Origin of the sequence: Lysinibacillus sp. NPDC097231 (assembly GCF_044761885.1) — a bacterium.
Taxonomy (GTDB): Bacteria; Bacillota; Bacilli; order Bacillales_A; family Planococcaceae; genus Lysinibacillus.
Map to the genome: position 1 here is coordinate 159,343 of NZ_JBIWDH010000002.1, position 16,340 is coordinate 175,682.

The window sequence follows — 16,340 nt, forward strand, 5'->3', positions numbered from 1 at the left end:
ATGTGTGAAACAGTGACAGTTTTCGTTTTATGGAACGGCTTTTCCTTCGAATTTTTTTGAAGTCAGATGTAGGTTGGTTTCCATAAAGAAGCCCTTAAATATTGGCTGATTTGCAGGATTTTCCGTTTACTCTTGATTTCAATTTGAGCTAAATATTCAAGGGAAATACGATGAGCTCCACGTATACTTGATAATAAATAGCTCATTCGCCGTGAGCGTAGAGCTTTTTGATGTTCAATTATAAGGGACTTTTTCTATGCATAAAAAGAGATTATTGAATATTTTGGGTGTTTCGAAATACAGGATAAGGGTAGTGCAACGCTTGTAATAACTTATTTAACCCAAAGTCCCCTTTTACTTACTTCTTAGACGATCTATTGACCTTATCCTCAGAGTAGATGGTGTAACACTTTTTAGTTCGTTGAAATATTATACAGAATGACTAAAAGTAGAGCTTCAAAGTGGTCATAATATAAGACTATAACTATTAGTTTGTATGTTTGAGTGTCATGTGAATAATACAAATGCTTGATGTTTTGATCTAGAGTTTTTTTGATGAAATTGTATTTATAAATACAATTTCAACGGATTGAACTAAAGTAATAATAATTCATTGGACTAATCAATAAATAGTGTGAAGGGTTGAGTAATGTGAAAACAAACTGGCATGAAGACTTTATCTTTAACTTGGCAAGTCTTGTCCGTCCAAAGGTATATGTGGAGTTAGGAATACAGCATTGTAAGCTTTTTAATCAAATAATTCCTGTGGCTGAACGCTTAATAGGAGTAGATATTACCCCTGGTGCCGGCAATTATATGACAAAATCAGAGAATGCCCAATTTTTTAATGGTACCACACAGGAATTTGCTAAAGAATTAACGATTCATCCTCTACAAATTGATATGTTATTCATCGATGCAGATCATTCGAAAGAGGCAGTATTACAAGATTTTAAGGACTTTTTTCCATTCGTTTCCTCACATGGATTAATTTTATTGCATGATACGCATCCTGAAAATGAGTATATGATGCAGCCATCTTTGTGTGAGACTGCCTACCAAGCAGTTGAAGAATTATCAAAGGAAACAGAATTATATGAATTGATGACGATCCCAATTTCACCAGGATTAACGATTTGTAGAAAACGCCAGGTACAATTATCGTGGCATGAAAAGTAAATAATCATAGAGTAGGTGTCCATATTGCTTTAGCATAATCCAATGTTGAATAGTCATAGTCGCACAACGAACCGAAAAAATTCTGGTAAGAAAAGAGTGCTAGAATACTATGGATGTGAAGCATGGAAAAACAAAGGGACGAATGTTTGTCGCTCGAATTCTGTACGAACAGACTATGCCGATCCATATGATTTCAATAAAATGGAAGAACTACTCCACAATGAGCCTATATGGATGAGTTGATTATGAAAGATGAATATATCGAGAAATCGCAACTTATTGAACAGCAGATGAATGATATCAAGATTATTATGGAACCGTTAATGGAGCAACTAAGAGCGGCAACTATAACAAAAATAATGTATGAACAGGTGAAAGTCATATTCGAGAATTTTGATAAGGCATTTAAAAATTCTTTCACAAGAGAACAACGTAAGCGGCTATTACATTTGTTAATTCATCAGGTTACGATTGAGGAAAAGCGTAAGATTGAAAGCATTCAAATCATGCTGAATATTGATGTGTTACAAGAATTGAAATTAGGAGTTGGAGAGGTGTCTGAGGACACTTCTTCAACTCCTTTTTCTGTTTTGGTGGCTATTTAGTTTGATAGTACAGGTAGTTAGGTAATACTACCTAATATTGTGAATAAATGTTCTTAAACAAAAGGGTGCTTTACTTGAAGAACATTGAGTTGCATTAGTAGCTCCTTTTTCTTATTAAACTAACGGGGCAGTTTAGTGCAACAAGGAGTACCTTCAAAATTATGGGGATTTACAACGCTAAGTTAAGAAATGTGACCAAACGACGCTTTGGGGGCTTTTTGACGAACGAATGATAACCATAGTGATATAGATGCGCCTTATTTTACATGGCAAAAATCCGGGTTACTTTTAAGCTCATTAATAGGCATACTTGTTATTTTTATTGGTGCTTATTTACTAGGGTATATGGAATATGTTCAATAACCTATATTCGAAAAAAATCGCATTATCTAGCACATAAATATTTAATTAATACTTAGGCATATTCAGATAAAATGAATATGTCTACTTATTTTTTGAAAATCTTGTAACGTTTTATTATTTCGTTAGTTATTTAAGTGAAGGAGGGGAGAAAGTGAACTTTGAGGAAATTTATCAAGCGTATTTTCATGATGTTTACTTATATACAAAGTCTTTAGTAGCTGACAAGGATATAGCAGAAGAAATTACACAAGAAACATTTTTTAAGGCGCTGAAATCGTTTCATCAGTTTGATGGCAAAAAAGATGTGAGAGCGTGGCTTTTTACAATCGCTAAAAATACATACTTTACGCATTATAAAAAGCAAAAACGAGTGATAAACATGGAAGGAAATTCAGCGCAAAAGGATGTCCAACTTGTAGATTATTTGATGGACGAAGAACGAGCGTTGGTGATTCATCGATTTTTACACGCAATGGAAGAGCCATATAAAGAAGTTTTCTCCCTTCGAACATTTGGTGAGCTTTCTTTTGAGGCAATTGGGCATTTATTTGGAAAAAGTGATGGCTGGGCTAGAGTAACGTATTACCGTGCAAAAAAGAAAATAACAGCGTATATGGAGGCGAAACAAGATGAAAGATATTAAATGTACAGTCATTCAAGATTTGCTGCCACTTTATGTAGATGAGGTAGTAAGTGATGATACGAAATCGTTAGTTAATGAGCATTTACTTACATGTGAGGATTGTAGAAATGAATATGAGCAAATGAAAGGAACGCTTTATGTACCAATTGAAAATAAAGCCACTTTGTTCAGTCAGCTTAAGAAACGATGGAATCGCAAAAAATGGCTTCTTATTTTTGGTTCTGTTTTAACGACCACATTAATAGGATTTGCACTATTTTCATTCATATTTCATTACGAAAAGCCCATTCCTTATACAGCAGATTTATTTGAACTTGAAGAAACGGCAGATGGAACGCTTGTTTTAAATTATTTTGGAGAAAGTCATGCAGGATCGCATACGACACACCCTTTAGAAGTTGAAATAGATGGGGAAGTAAAAAAAATTAGCTTAATTTATTATGTTAAAACAATCGCCCATTCGCCTACTAATAACTTTTTACGAGAGGAAAAAAGAATTGGACCTGAACGATTAGAGTTAGGAGATAGTGAAACTATTGATGCAGTTTACTATGGGGACTTTGAACTTGATAAAGTAACCAAAGAAAAAGAGCAAACATGGGAAGAACTTTTACAACAAATGACGTTGATTTGGGAGAGGTAAATAGGAAGTAAATAAAACCGCATTTAAGCATGTTACGGAGAACCGTATCATAAGTAGTGCGGTTCATACTTTCACAGAAATATAAATCGTCGTGTTAATTATATAAGATTACCATTTATTAAAGAACACGATAGGTTGTGTTCTTTTTTTTGTTAAGTGAATTAAAGTAGTTGCATCTGACGTAACGGTAGATTTTATACTAAAGAAAAGGGAGATGAAAATATGTATTCAATTGGTCAATTTGCGAAAAAGACGGGGCTAACGGTACGAGCGTTACGATTTTATAGTGAAAAGGGATTGCTAGAACCATGTTTTATTTCAGATTCGGGTCATCGTTATTACAATGACGGTAGCATTGAAACAGTTCAAAAAATAGTAACATTAAAATACTTAGATTACTCATTGGAGGAGATTGAAGATATTTTACGGAATGGGGAACAGCAGCTAATAGAATCATTAATGTTTCAAAAACTACAACTAGAGAAGAAGCGAAACCAAATTGATCGTGTTATTGCGAGCTTGGAACAGGCGATTGAAATAGGAAAACAAAGTGAAGTAATCGATACATCAATTTTTTTAACGGTGATTTTTAACTTACTAAAAGAGGATGAACAAAGGGACTATTGGCGAAGTATATTACCTGATGAGTTGGTAGAGCGTCTATATGACTTTTTCGGAATGAATATTATTGAATTAAATCAAAAATACATAGATTTAGCAAATCAGTTGAAGCAAGCATACATTCAACCGCCTCAAGACGAATATTTGAAATCGTTAATCGATCAGTTATTCTCATTAATTCCACAAGATATAGTAGAAGAGCTAGTAGAAGTATTAAAGGAATATGAGGATATTCAAATAAATGAATGGTTATTTCCTACACCCTTTACAAAGGAAGAGGAAGACTGGTTGATTTCACAGGCTGACAGACTTGGGATTTACGGAGGTAAGGATGATGAATAATTCTGTAAGAGGACTTTGGCAGCTTGTTAATAGTAATCGATTGTCGAAGAAACTCACGATAGGCACTCTTTTACTAAGTATTGTTGAAACACTAATCGGGTTGGCTGTTCCCTTAGTTACGATGAGAATGATTAATGATTTTTCAACGATTGGCTTTTCATTGCAGTCAATATTATTAGTAGGTGCATTTCTGATTTCCCAAGCTGTACTGAGTGGAGTAACGTTTTATATGATGCGTAAGCTTGGGGAAAGAATTGTGGCTAATTTGCGCAATACGGTATGGGCGCATGTTTTACGGTTACGTATTCCTTACTTTGATGCACATGAATCTGGTGAAACAATGAGCAGAATTACGCAAGATTCTAATGTTATTAAGGAGCTTATTACAGATCATTTGATTAGTTTTATTTCAGGTTTATTTGCTATTGTTGGTGCAGTAATAATATTAATCATCATTGATTGGAAGATGACCCTACTGATGCTAATTGCAGTTCCAGTTGCAATTTTATTGACTCTGCCTCTTGGACAGCGTATACATAAAATCGCGAAAGCAAATCAAGACGAGCTTGCCAGTTTTACGGGACAGTTGGGGCGTGTATTAACGAATATTCGACTCGTAAAAACTTCGCAAACCGAAAATTTCGAGCAGCAAAATGGCGAAGAAAAAATTCATCATTTGTATCGATTTGGCTTGAAGGAAGCAAAAATTTTAGCGGTTTTATCACCGATTATGACGTTCATTATGATGGTTGTGCTCATTTTATTATTTGGCTATGGTGGCGCAAGAGTAGCGACTGGTGCGATTTCAGCAGGTGAACTTGTAGCGATTATGATTTACCTTGTGCAAATTATTATGCCATTTACGCAAATGGCAACATTTTTCACTGCGCTTCAAAAAGCGATGGGGGCAACAGAACGATTACAAGAAATTTTGAACGAACCAATCGAAGGGCATGGGATGAGTGTTATTTCGTCTCCCAATGAGTCGATTGTTTTTGAGAATGTTGCGTTTCAATACAATGATAACCCAATTTTAAAAGGCATTTCCTTTACGATTCCAGCAGGAAAAACAACCGCATTGGTTAGTGCCAGTGGGGGAGGAAAGACCACAATGTTTTCTTTAATAGAACAATTTTATGATGTAACAGATGGGACTATACGCTTTGGAAAACAGCCTATTGAAAGTATCGATTTAAAGCAGTGGCGCAGTCTATTTGGTTATGTATCGCAAGAAGCACCACTCATGAACGGAACAATTCGAGATAATGTAACTTATGGCAAAATTGACATTTTAGAAGCAGATATTATAAGGGCATTAAAAAACGCTTATGCATGGGATTTTGTCCAACAATTTGAAAAATGCTTAGATACAGAAGTAGGGGAGGGAGGAATTAAATTATCAGGTGGGCAAAGACAGCGGATAGCGATAGCACGTGCATTATTCCGAAATCCGGCGATATTATTATTAGATGAAGCAACATCTAACCTTGATAATGACTCAGAGAGAGAAGTACAAAAGGCATTCGAGCATGTAATGAAAGAACGTACAACGGTTATTATTGCACATCGCTTATCGACAATTACACATGCGGATCAAATTCTAGTGTTTGAGGATGGTCAGATTACTGGTTCTGGAAAACATGAGGAGCTTCAAGAAAACCACACTTACTATAAACAGCTAATTAAATTAATGACGACAGAAGCTATATAATGAATGATTATCGAGTTTGCATAAAGTAGTAAAGTTGTTACATAGTGAAACAAATTGGAAACGCACTTACTATAATATCCACTCAATTATAGTAAGAATAGTAAAATAGCAATCAATATCAAAAAATAAAATTACAAATCCTCTAAAATCAGGAAGTGAGGTGAGCAATATGTATAGCGAAGTAACTCAAGAGGTAATTTGTTCTTTAGAAGAGTGTTTATTGGATGATTGGCAGTTAGATGATTTTGCATCGCATATCGGCTATTCAAAATTTCATTTATCACGTATTTTCAAACAAGAAACTGGATTGACGATAAGTGAATATATTCGAAAACGAAGACTCGCAGTAGCAGCAATGTATTTATTATATTCAGATGAATCGATACTTCAAATTGCGTTTGAGTTACGTTTTCAATCACAAGAAGCATTCACACGTTCTTTTAAAGAGCTATATAAAATGCCACCTGGCAAATATCGCAAAAGCATGCGAATACTTCAAGGGACGGAGGAAAAAAATATGACTGATTTAACGACAATCAAAGGCTGGATTTTAAGTGGTTCGCATCCAACTTCTTATGAAATGAAAGCTGATGGACAAGTATTTCATACGGGCAAGAAATCAGGTTTACTGTCTTCGAAAACAGATGTAGGTGAAGATAAATTCGGGACAATGATGCAAAGTTTTTCAGCAGAGAATTGGGTAGGAAAACGTATTAAAGTGTCTTGTTTCTTAAAGACAGACGAAGTTGTAAAATGTGGAGTTTGGTGTCGAGTTGATAATAATACAGGTGATGTGATTCAGTTTGATAATATGGATAATCGACCGATTCAGGGTACAACGGACTGGAACTTCTATTCGATTGTATTAGATGTACCAAAAGAAAGTGCTTCAATTCACTTCGGTATTCTATTAACAGGAACAGGTAAAGTGTGGGCTGATGGATTTAAGTTTGAAGAAGTAGATTTATCTGTTACATCAACAAATATGCTTGGTCAAGAAAACTTGCCATTAGAGCCGATTAATTTAGGATTCGATGAAGGGTGATTATTTTTGATACCCCTAGGAGATTTAGTACTAAGCCTAAATTTGAAAAGCGACGTGGAAAAGAAGAAATTTGTCTTGTTAATCCATCAACGTTTTATAGATACACTGTGAAGCTTAAACAAACAGGGGCGGCTGTTCAATAATAACAGTCGCTTCGTAAGCTAACGCTGCAGTTTAGTTGAAGAAGCACATTAGAAAAAGAGACAGTACCTATTTTGGGTACTGCCTCTATTTCCTCAATACACTTACTAACTGGTTTTGTCTATAGATACTAGCCACTGACTGTAAAGAGAGTCCAAATGTAATTCTGATTTCTACTCGTTATTTCTCTGGTTTAATATAAGGTACGATTTGTGCAGTAGCGCCTACTGAAGCTCCACGAACAAAACTTTGATTTTCTAAGGCTTTAAAATTTTGCGATTGGCCAGTCAGCATTACCCCTAAAATCCCTACTTCATCCCATTTTTTATTTTTATTTGAATTTAGAAACTCTTGAATAGGTTCATTCCTACCACTATCATCATATTTTTTGAGCGCATCAATAAATCCTTTATATGCATCTTTTGGTGAAGAAGATGGTTCAAATCCATAAACCGACACCCCTGAAGGTCCCTTACTTTCATCTGCAATTCGCGAGGCCATATACAACCATACAATGTTTAAATTATCGGGAATTTTGGCTTGTATTTCTTTTAATGTATACGGTTTATCAAAAGAAATAGCAACTTCCGCCACGTAGTTTTTCATTTGTGAAACTTCACTGAGTTCATTTTGTACACCATCAAAATACTCATGAATAGAAGGATGATAAAATGTCGCCACTTTATTTTTTGTTTGTTTATCATACTCATAAAAATTTGTGTCAGACCAATGAAAGCCCGGTACTAACTCATTGTTGTCAATATCATAGCGAAGCCAATCATACGAACTCGTAAGTGTGCTCCAAGGAACTACATAGCCATTAATATTTTTTGAACGATTTGAAATAATATTACCACCGAACATGGATGAATTAGCTGTTACTTGAGAGTCGATTTGAATATTCGGCTCGGCAATTGCATTATGTAAGTAAAGCGAATCGTGAAGTCGGGTAGAACCTTTGGCCGCAAAGTAGTTGCCTGTTTTATAGAAGATTGGTAGTAGAATCAGTACGACAATAATTGAAGTAATGATGATTTTTAGTAGTTGTTTTCGTTTAGCTTTTTTTAAAGCAGTTTTGATCGAAATATCCATTAACGTTTTCCTCCTATTTTTGAGTGAATAGATTTACGTGCTCGATATAATTTTTGCTTTACGCTGTCTATTTGAATGTCCAAAATAGTAGCAATTTCTTCATAAGAAAATTCATAGTAATACTTTAAAAAGAATATTTCCTTATATTCTGTTTTGACGTCTTTTAATAAATAAAAAATCTCATCATTATTTAGAATCGTATTAAATTCGCAATCTATATGTTGCAGCTTTGAATAGATTTCCTCGCTTAAGTAAATGTTTTGTTGCTCTTTTTTCCTTTTCAAGTCAATATATTCATTAAGTGATACTCTAAAAAACCACGGACGTAAGTTCCTTTCTGTTAGGCCATCCAACAATAGATAAACTTTATAAAAGGTATTTTGTATGATATCTTCCGCATCCTCTTTTTTGGCTCCTTTCGCTAGTAATAGGCGGAATACTTCCTCTCCTAAATTGATAAGATAGGAGGCTAGTACGTCTTCTTTTTTCATTTTTTTTCCTCCCTATACTTAAACAACGAATGAGCATTTCCAAATGTATACACATAAATTAATTTTATATTGAATTTATAAATATTTCGTTCGATATGGAAATATCATTTATAAATTGGTTTTAAGAGGACAATTCTCAAATATTCGTGACTTGAAAGTAAGCATGTCCGAACTTTGAAATCCTTTGGAAGCTATATAATTAGCAGTTCTATAGTATCTCGTTGTACAAAAGCTGTTGAACTAATTGTACTAATATAGCAGGAAAGTGGTAGAACTAGAAATCTCAAGGGGGATTTTTATCTTCATTTAGCCAATGTTAACTGCGCGAAAGCATAGCAGCAGCGCAGATACAGAAGATAAATGAGTCAATCCGAAAATTTGATCCGTGTAACCTGTCATGTCTGTCTTCTATGGTTAAAACCGTCTCATGATGTAATAAACCATCCAAAATATGAATCGCATTTCTTGAAACATAGTGCGATGCGTCTTTATATTGACCTTATAGGTAAACATGTATATGATGAAATTAACCTAATAGGTAAAATCTCATTTCTTATAAAGGAGTGACAGATGTTGACAAAGTTATTAGATTTAAACCCTCAAAGGAGGGACGCTATTCTAAATGCAGCATTAAAAGAATTTTCATCAAAGGGGTATGACGACGCTTCAACAAATGTAATCGCAAAAGAAGCCAGAATATCTAAAGCTCTTATGTTCCACTATGTAAGTAGCAAGCAGGAGCTTTTTCTTGTTGTGTATGATTACTTCTCTGACCTAATTAAAAATGAATATCTTGAATTGATGAATTATGATGAAAAAGATATTTTTAACAGATTGCGTCAATCATATCTTTTGCAAATTAAATTATCGGAAAAGTACCCATGGATTTTAGAGTTTAATAAACTTTCACGAAATACTAATTCCAACGAGGTTAATGAGGAACTCGAAAATAGAACACACAAAGAACATTCAAGCTGTTATCCTAAATTATTTGATGAAATAGATGAAGCTAAATTTAGAGCAGGGTTAGATATTGAAAAGTGCAAACAATTTATCCTTTGGGCTAATGTTGGATTTACTAATGAAATATTAGAGGATATTAGAAATTCAGAATCTCTAGCTATAAACTATGAACTCGTTGTTGAAAAACTTGATGGATATTTTGATGAAATGAGAAAAGTATTCTACACGTCAAGCAATGAATAAGGGGGTGGGAAATACGCGTTCAACACGAAAGAACGTATGCCTGTACTTATTAGTATCGTACAGGCACTTCCCCTTGTGGCATTAGTCATTTTCAATAAATGCAGGTAACAAATCGACAGAGGAGGGATATGCGATGATTGATGCGCGTGAGCCGATAATTGTAGGGTCTCCGTTGAGGGGAGAATGGCACACTCCTAACACTCCAGGGACAAAAATTCCGAGTCATGGCACAAACAAATTTGGATCTAGATATGCTTATGACTTTATACAAGTAGATTGGGAAAGAAAGGGTTGGCCCGCTTATCGCGCTAGTTTGGCGAAATATCTACTTTTTGGGGTTCCATTAGATGAATATTATTGTTGGGGGCAAGAAGTATATGCTCCCTGCGACGGGATCATTGTCAAAGCAGAGGATGGTTGTAAAGAACGAACACGAACAAAATTACTTTCAGATATGTCTAACGCTTATAAAAATGCTCATTATTTCGACCCAAAAAAAGACGACATACAATCAATTGCTGGCAACTATATCATTATAGAATGTGGCGACAATGTATATGCTGGATTAGTCCATCTTCAAACAGGGTCAATTCAGGTTTCAGTGGGTCAGAATGTAAAAAAAGGTGACTTTATTGGTAGAGTGGGTCATTCAGGTAACTCCTTTGTTCCACATTTGCATTTTCAACTTATGGATAGTAGTGACATAGCTATTGCAAACGGATTGCCTTTTGCTTTTGAACAATACGAATTATTTAAAAATGGCATATGGGAAAAGGTAAATAATGGGATTCCAACAAATAAGGATAGAATAAGATTTTAAAAAGCTAATGAATGGGTGAATAAATTGTTGGGGTACTGTCAGGAAAATGCGGATTAAGCAGCTCCTTTCTTCTTTAATGAACAAACGGAGCAGATTAGCGGAAGAGGGATGTATCTATTCTCAGGAGAACAAATAAAAGAGTTAAATGAAAAAAATATTATTAATGTGAGGAGATGATTTATTGGTTAGTCTATTGGATAACATATTCCAAATTTCAGCAATAATATTACTCCTATGTTCAATCTATTACTATAGCCACTTTAAGAAAATTAGAAGAGAAAGAAAATTAACTTTATTTGAATTTTCGATCTATATCATAACTGAAGTTGCAATTTTTCTTTGTGCAGGTAGTTATATGCTTCTTTTTTTGGATAGAAATTTTTAAACTAACGTGGGCGATTGTTTAAGATAAACAGTCGCTTCTTGTGCTAACAGGGTAGATTAGTGTAAGAAGTATTCATGATAAATGTTCTAAGAGGGTATATAACGAAGGAATGACTCCATCCTAAATAGGCACATTAATCATATGATTAATATACCTATTTAGTTATGGGATGGTGGTATTTTTGAGTTTCTTGAAAAAAATCTCCTGTTTGTTAGTTATTTTTTTAGTTTTTGTAAATTTGATGGGTAGTAAAGGAATTGCTTCAGATCGTGAAATTACATTAAAAGAAGCGATTAACATTGGATTACAGAGAGCAAAAGAATGGAATGTAAACGCAACACTATCTAGAGTAAACAGTGTAGATGAAACGATGGGAGGCTCGAGAGGAGAAACTGGGAGACGCTTCAATTGGTTTATGATCTTTGTGGTTCCAGGAACAGATGATTATGTACTAATTGGTATCTCAGAAAAGAAAATTACCGTGTTTAGACCAGGTAAGCAAACACCGGATCGAACAATACCCTACAATGAGATTAAGTTGGATAGCTCTGATGTTCTTCAACTAGCAAAGGATAAATACGGACTAAACCTAGGAAAAGATTGGGCAACAGGCTTTCATTTTACACTTGATAGTATTGATGGTTTGCCTATTCTAACAGTGTTTGGCAATGATCAAGATAACCGTTTTACTCGAATATCATTCAATGCCAAAAACGGAGATGTGGTTAGTGCCATTCATAAATTACCAAACGGTGGAGGATTAATATCTAAACGTAATGGAATCAATAACCTAACAAAAAAAGGGATGGCGATTACGGGAGTTGTCGCTGAAAAAAACAGTTTAGTGGTATGGGGAGACAAAAAGCCGACACAGTTTAGTACAACCAAGCAACCTTTTATTGAATGGAGCCATAACAATGGAGATACATGGACAGAACTCCAAGCTAATAATTATGTAACACACGCGTGGTTTGATATAAACGATCAATTATATGTAGCTACGGAAAAAGAAGTGTGGGCAGGTATTACATCAAAACGTAAAGGAACGAAGATTCTTTCATTAGACCACACGATTGAAAATGTCGATTATTCAATCAACAACCATATAGCTGTGATATCAAATGAAAAGGTTTACTATACGACCAATCAAGGGGAGAGTTGGGAACAAGCTATTGTTCCTAAACGGTTTTATGAGGTTCAAATATCGGATAATGGTGATTTGGTAGGAATCACGGAAGAAAGGAGGATTTTGCAAAAGACAAATCATGGGTGGAACGAGATAACTATGCCGAATAGTAATGATATTCCCGAGGATATGAAAGTGATTCATAATAGGCTATTCATTACCATACAAAATGGAATTTGGACCCGAAATCTTCAAGAGGGAAATTGGAGAAAAATTCAAGTTGATGAAACGATAGTTAAACTTATTAAAAAAGGAGAGAAATTATTCGGAACCACACATAGAGGTGAAGCTATTTATTCCATCAACATGAAAGATGAAAATAAATCAGAAAAAGTGTTTGATGCGAGAAATTTCATCGTCTCGGATGTGGATATCATGGGAGATACGTTATGGATTGCGACTATACCTGATTATTCATGGGAAGAAATGACCATACAGTCGAGACAATAAAAATTTCAAGTCTATATCCATGAAAAAATATATTGCGAAGCATTTTAAATAAACTACGGGGGCGATTGTTCAATTAGAGCAATCGTTTTTTGTACTAATATAAGCCCTCTTTCTAAGGGCTTGAAACAGTCAATCTTTCTTTTTTATCATACACATCCACCTCACAGCAATATTTGTAAACATGTTATACTTTACCAAATGACTATTATTCAGTAGGTTGTTTAGCTGCATAAGGGGGTAGTTTGGTCGAGCTAAACGCTCAGATCGACGAAAGAATTGATCAGGTAAACCCAGTAAACGCTCGGGTTGACAGAAGAATTGATCAGGTAAACCTAGTAGTCTAATAGATTACATTATAAAGTAAGTGAAATATTCTTGATTAGAAAATATTATAAGATTACTAAAACCAATTTTTATAGAGGGAGACTGTATGATGAGTAAATTTCCAATTATAGAAACAGAAAGATTAATTTTAAAAGAAGTGACACCAGAGGATGCTAACGATATGTATAAATACCTCTCAGATAAAGACGTTGTTACATATATGGGGTTAGAACCATACGAATCCCCAAATGACGTTTTGAGCGAAATAAGATGGTATAAATCTATATTGGAAGAAGGTACAGGTATAAGGTGGGGGATTACACAGAAAAACATTGGTATTGTTATAGGTAGTTGTGGCTTTCTTAATATGCACCCTAAACATTATCGAGCTGAAATAGGGTTTGAATTAAATAAAGAATATTGGGGACAAGGAATAGCTGGTGAAGCTTTAGAAGCTGTTATTAAATATGGCTATAAACACATGGAAATGGAACGAATAGAGGCTCTAATTGATCCTGCGAATATATCATCACAAAAATTAGTAGAAAATCAGGGGTTTAAAAGAGAAGGTTTATTGAGGCATTATGAATATACTTGCGGAAAATTTGATGATTTATATATGTACGCAATCATTAAAGGGGACCTCAAAGGAATTTAAAAAGGGAGAGTATCCATACGCTACAACACTAGTTATTCCCCCATTATTATGTGGACAACCATCTGTTTGAGCATCGCCGAAACAGCGGAAGCGAACAGGTTAGATTTTTATCGATACATAGAAAATCCCTTCACGGAGTTGTCGAATGTGCTATCTCATCAGGAATGTTTAAATGCCCTTGTCAGATATATTCAATCGACCTGTGGAAAATAAATAGCTGTATATCTGATAACAATATCAAAGATATACAGCTATTCGTCATGCTTATCCAAAGTTCTTTCGGGATCATTATTAAATAAAGCTTAAATAATTTTAAAATTTTTGAACGAAATGAAGCATCGCTGAGTCTAATTAGGGAAGGAGGCGAAAAGGATGGAATTTGAAATCGAACAGCGTGCTATTCGTGGGGATCATCAAGCGATACTTTCACTCATTGAAATGGATGAAGATATTTTATATCGCATGGCTTTTACATATTTAAAAAATGAACAAGACGCTTTAGACGTGATGCAGGAGCTTATTTACAAGGCACTAAAAAAAATGCATACCGTTAAACAACACGAATATACCAGAACATGGCTCGTGCGCGTCTTAATCAATTGTTGTAAAGACCATTTACGAAAACGCCCACCAACCGTGCAAATTGAGGAATATCACCAATTTGAATGGGCCATCTATTCTGATATGGAGAGATTATTGGAACATTTATCCTTATCGGAGCAGCAACTCGTCTATATGAAATATTTTCAGCAACTAAAAAACAAAGAAATTGCAGAGCTAAATCAAATTCCAGAAGGTACTGTAAAGTCTAAGCTTCATCACATACTTAAAAAGCTTAGAACCTTTGCTAGAGAAAAGGAGGACTGGCTATGAGTAAACTACCGATTGACGTTCCAAAGGAGAAACTTCAACAAGTTCGAATGGATACATTTCGTAAAGTTCAGCAAGAAAAAAGAACAAAGAAGCGCATTGCTTCGGTTTCAATAGTCTTTTTGTTGTGCCTAAGCTTTTTATTTTCTATTCGCGTTTCTCCTACGATTGCTAGCCAAGTTGCAAAAATACCTGGCTTTGAAGCACTTGTATTAGCGATTGCAAGAGATAAAGGGATACAAGATATTGTCGACAATGAATACTATGAAGAAATCAATGTGACGCAGTCTAAAAATGGTCTATCGCTTACATTGCAAGGCGTGATAGCAGATCATACTGGATTAGTACTTTTCTATGACGCCGATGCCTCATTTGATATGTCGAGATTAAATTTGGAGGAAGTTCAATTGTTCCAAGGGGACGAAAAAATTGAAGGCGGAGGTTCATTTACCATTAACGTAGACAATCAAACACGCATCTCATCTTCAGTGGAATATGATTTTTTAGAGACTTTCGCTTATACTTCAAAAGATTTTAAAGCAGTTTTTCATTTTAATGATAAAGATAAGGGGAACATTGAAATTACGGTACCGTTTACACTGCAAAATAAAATCGCAAAGGAGAAAATTTTTACTGCGAATCGAACTGTAAATGTTGATGGTCAGAAATTTACGATTACACAAATTCGTCGTTCTCCATTAGAAATGGCTCTCGATATTGAAGTAGACGAAGCGAATACGATGGAAATTTTATCATTTGATGATGTTGAGGTCGTGATGCAAGATGGAGAGCGAAGAAAAAGCAAAAGTCACCCATTATACAAAAATATTCGTGAAGGCAAATATACGCTATATTTGCAAAGTAATTATTTCCATGATCCAGAGTCACTCAAAATTATAATTGGAGCTGTTCAAGCCGTTCCAAAGGGCGAGGATTTTATCGAAGTTGATTTTGGGACAAAAGAAGTACTCACGAAGCCCGATTATTTCGAGTGGGACATTTCTGTAACGGAGCAAGATGTATCAGTTGCTATAGATAAACGGGCAGAAAGTAGATTTTTATTGCTAACTAATGCTGTAAAAGAAGATGGTACGGGGTTAGAATTTAAAGGTGCCACTGCTTCACGAGATGAGCAGTACAAAATTGAGACAACCCAATTTGAAGATTATGATGGCAAAGCAAAAATATATATCAACTATTTCTTCAATCCTATTGGAAAAAATATTGAACTGAATATTCCATTGCAATAAAGTAAAGATGTTCAAAAAGGCTATCCTTTTTGAACATCTTTATTATATTTCCGGACCTACCTAATAATCCTGTGTTTGTGGCTTACACTTTTTCTAAAATTTGCAGAAGTTACGAAGTGTCCGGATTTAACAATGAAAAAGTTTCGGAGCACCTAGGCGTTTGGTGTACTATCTTGGCAATGAGCGTAGACTCATGTCTATTGATAGTGAGTGGCTTGTCTTCGATGTTAACGTAGAAGGTGTTGTAACGAATGTAAAAATAATGCGTAATTAAGTATAGGGCGCAATTTTGAAACATTCAACTCCAGAAACAAT

At 34.8% G+C, this 16,340-nt stretch carries 16 protein-coding genes and 1 pseudogene; 14 read left to right on the top strand and 3 right to left on the bottom strand.

Annotation, left to right across the window (positions count from 1 at the left end; genetic code table 11):
• Window positions 1-651: 651 nt before the first annotated feature.
• The 8 genes from ACIQXF_RS02575 (at window position 652) to ACIQXF_RS02610 (ending at window position 7,152) form a co-directional block, all read left to right on the top strand.
• A complete protein-coding gene (locus ACIQXF_RS02575; RefSeq protein WP_402778683.1) occupies window positions 652-1,179 on the top strand; it encodes a class I SAM-dependent methyltransferase in 528 nt (175 codons plus the stop codon).
• A 42-nt stretch (window positions 1,180-1,221) separates the two neighbouring features.
• Entirely contained in the window at window positions 1,222-1,422 is a 201-nt protein-coding gene (locus tag ACIQXF_RS02580) for a hypothetical protein (RefSeq protein ID WP_402778686.1), read from the top strand.
• Window positions 1,410-1,784, top strand: coding sequence for a hypothetical protein (locus ACIQXF_RS02585; protein WP_402778689.1), 375 nt, complete (start codon window positions 1,410-1,412; stop codon window positions 1,782-1,784). The genes ACIQXF_RS02580 and ACIQXF_RS02585 overlap by 13 nt, the downstream gene beginning before the upstream one ends.
• 514 nt (window positions 1,785-2,298) lie before the next feature.
• A complete protein-coding gene (locus tag ACIQXF_RS02590; protein ID WP_402778692.1) occupies window positions 2,299-2,790 on the top strand; it encodes an RNA polymerase sigma factor in 492 nt (163 codons plus the stop codon).
• A complete protein-coding gene (locus ACIQXF_RS02595; protein ID WP_402778695.1) occupies window positions 2,777-3,433 on the top strand; it encodes a zf-HC2 domain-containing protein in 657 nt (218 codons plus the stop codon). The genes ACIQXF_RS02590 and ACIQXF_RS02595 overlap by 14 nt, the downstream gene beginning before the upstream one ends.
• A 222-nt stretch (window positions 3,434-3,655) precedes the next feature.
• The gene (locus tag ACIQXF_RS02600; protein ID WP_402778697.1) at window positions 3,656-4,396 is read left to right on the top strand and encodes a MerR family transcriptional regulator; all 741 of its coding nucleotides are present in this window, start codon (window positions 3,656-3,658) and stop codon (window positions 4,394-4,396) included.
• Entirely contained in the window at window positions 4,389-6,107 is a 1,719-nt protein-coding gene (locus ACIQXF_RS02605) for an ABC transporter ATP-binding protein (protein ID WP_402779082.1), read from the top strand. The genes ACIQXF_RS02600 and ACIQXF_RS02605 overlap by 8 nt, the downstream gene beginning before the upstream one ends.
• Window positions 6,108-6,276: 169 nt before the next feature.
• Window positions 6,277-7,152, top strand: a complete 876-nt coding sequence (locus ACIQXF_RS02610; protein ID WP_402778700.1) for a helix-turn-helix transcriptional regulator — start codon at window positions 6,277-6,279, stop codon at window positions 7,150-7,152.
• 321 nt (window positions 7,153-7,473) lie between these two features.
• On the opposite strand, the gene ACIQXF_RS02615 is transcribed toward ACIQXF_RS02610, so the two are convergent.
• From ACIQXF_RS02615 to ACIQXF_RS02625, 3 genes and pseudogenes are all read right to left on the bottom strand, one after another.
• Window positions 7,474-8,385 carry a sigma factor regulator N-terminal domain-containing protein gene (locus ACIQXF_RS02615; RefSeq protein WP_402778702.1) on the bottom strand — a complete coding sequence of 304 codons (912 nt, stop codon included), beginning with the start codon at window positions 8,383-8,385 and terminating at the stop codon, window positions 7,474-7,476.
• Window positions 8,385-8,876: an RNA polymerase sigma factor gene (locus ACIQXF_RS02620; protein ID WP_402778705.1), complete on the bottom strand. Its 492-nt coding sequence runs from the start codon at window positions 8,874-8,876 to the stop codon at window positions 8,385-8,387. The genes ACIQXF_RS02615 and ACIQXF_RS02620 overlap by 1 nt, the downstream gene beginning before the upstream one ends.
• A 357-nt stretch (window positions 8,877-9,233) precedes the next feature.
• Window positions 9,234-9,354: pseudogene (locus tag ACIQXF_RS02625) on the bottom strand (Tn3 family transposase); the annotation flags it as partial.
• Between the two features lie 92 nt (window positions 9,355-9,446).
• On the opposite strand from ACIQXF_RS02625, the gene ACIQXF_RS02630 reads away from it, so the two are divergent.
• The 6 genes from ACIQXF_RS02630 to ACIQXF_RS02655 all read left to right on the top strand — a co-directional run bounded on the left by ACIQXF_RS02630 (window position 9,447) and on the right by ACIQXF_RS02655 (window position 16,025).
• Window positions 9,447-10,082: a TetR/AcrR family transcriptional regulator gene (locus ACIQXF_RS02630; RefSeq protein WP_402778707.1), complete on the top strand. Its 636-nt coding sequence runs from the start codon at window positions 9,447-9,449 to the stop codon at window positions 10,080-10,082.
• A gap of 133 nt (window positions 10,083-10,215) precedes the next feature.
• Window positions 10,216-10,902 (top strand): M23 family metallopeptidase, encoded by a 687-nt coding sequence (locus ACIQXF_RS02635; RefSeq protein ID WP_402778710.1) that lies wholly within the window; start codon window positions 10,216-10,218, stop codon window positions 10,900-10,902.
• A gap of 593 nt (window positions 10,903-11,495) precedes the next feature.
• Window positions 11,496-12,923, top strand: a complete 1,428-nt coding sequence (locus ACIQXF_RS02640) for a beta propeller repeat protein (RefSeq protein ID WP_402778712.1) — start codon at window positions 11,496-11,498, stop codon at window positions 12,921-12,923.
• Window positions 12,924-13,356: 433 nt separating this feature from the next.
• On the top strand, window positions 13,357-13,905 hold the full coding sequence (locus ACIQXF_RS02645) for a GNAT family N-acetyltransferase (protein ID WP_402779085.1): 549 nt from the start codon (window positions 13,357-13,359) through the stop codon (window positions 13,903-13,905).
• 372 nt (window positions 13,906-14,277) lie between these two features.
• On the top strand, window positions 14,278-14,778 hold the full coding sequence (locus tag ACIQXF_RS02650; protein WP_402778715.1) for a sigma-70 family RNA polymerase sigma factor: 501 nt from the start codon (window positions 14,278-14,280) through the stop codon (window positions 14,776-14,778).
• Window positions 14,775-16,025 carry a DUF4179 domain-containing protein gene (locus ACIQXF_RS02655; protein WP_402778718.1) on the top strand — a complete coding sequence of 417 codons (1,251 nt, stop codon included), beginning with the start codon at window positions 14,775-14,777 and terminating at the stop codon, window positions 16,023-16,025. Before ACIQXF_RS02650 ends, ACIQXF_RS02655 begins: the two co-directional genes overlap by 4 nt.
• The last annotated feature ends 315 nt before the right edge of the window (window positions 16,026-16,340 follow it).

Bases quoted from the DNA above. Each gene is read 5' to 3' on its own strand.
- ACIQXF_RS02580 (WP_402778686.1), top strand. From the start codon at position 1,222: ATGTTGAATAGTCATAGTCGCACAACGAACCGAAAAAATTCTGGTAAG.
- ACIQXF_RS02585 (WP_402778689.1), top strand. From the start codon at position 1,410: ATGGATGAGTTGATTATGAAAGATGAATATATCGAGAAATCGCAACTT.
- ACIQXF_RS02595 (WP_402778695.1), top strand. From the start codon at position 2,777: ATGAAAGATATTAAATGTACAGTCATTCAAGATTTGCTGCCACTTTAT.
- ACIQXF_RS02600 (WP_402778697.1), top strand. From the start codon at position 3,656: ATGTATTCAATTGGTCAATTTGCGAAAAAGACGGGGCTAACGGTACGA.
- ACIQXF_RS02605 (WP_402779082.1), top strand. From the start codon at position 4,389: ATGAATAATTCTGTAAGAGGACTTTGGCAGCTTGTTAATAGTAATCGA.
- ACIQXF_RS02610 (WP_402778700.1), top strand. From the start codon at position 6,277: ATGTATAGCGAAGTAACTCAAGAGGTAATTTGTTCTTTAGAAGAGTGT.
- ACIQXF_RS02615 (WP_402778702.1), bottom strand. From the start codon at position 8,385: ATGGATATTTCGATCAAAACTGCTTTAAAAAAAGCTAAACGAAAACAA.
- ACIQXF_RS02620 (WP_402778705.1), bottom strand. From the start codon at position 8,876: ATGAAAAAAGAAGACGTACTAGCCTCCTATCTTATCAATTTAGGAGAG.
- ACIQXF_RS02630 (WP_402778707.1), top strand. From the start codon at position 9,447: ATGTTGACAAAGTTATTAGATTTAAACCCTCAAAGGAGGGACGCTATT.
- ACIQXF_RS02635 (WP_402778710.1), top strand. From the start codon at position 10,216: ATGATTGATGCGCGTGAGCCGATAATTGTAGGGTCTCCGTTGAGGGGA.
- ACIQXF_RS02645 (WP_402779085.1), top strand. From the start codon at position 13,357: ATGAGTAAATTTCCAATTATAGAAACAGAAAGATTAATTTTAAAAGAA.
- ACIQXF_RS02650 (WP_402778715.1), top strand. From the start codon at position 14,278: ATGGAATTTGAAATCGAACAGCGTGCTATTCGTGGGGATCATCAAGCG.
- ACIQXF_RS02655 (WP_402778718.1), top strand. From the start codon at position 14,775: ATGAGTAAACTACCGATTGACGTTCCAAAGGAGAAACTTCAACAAGTT.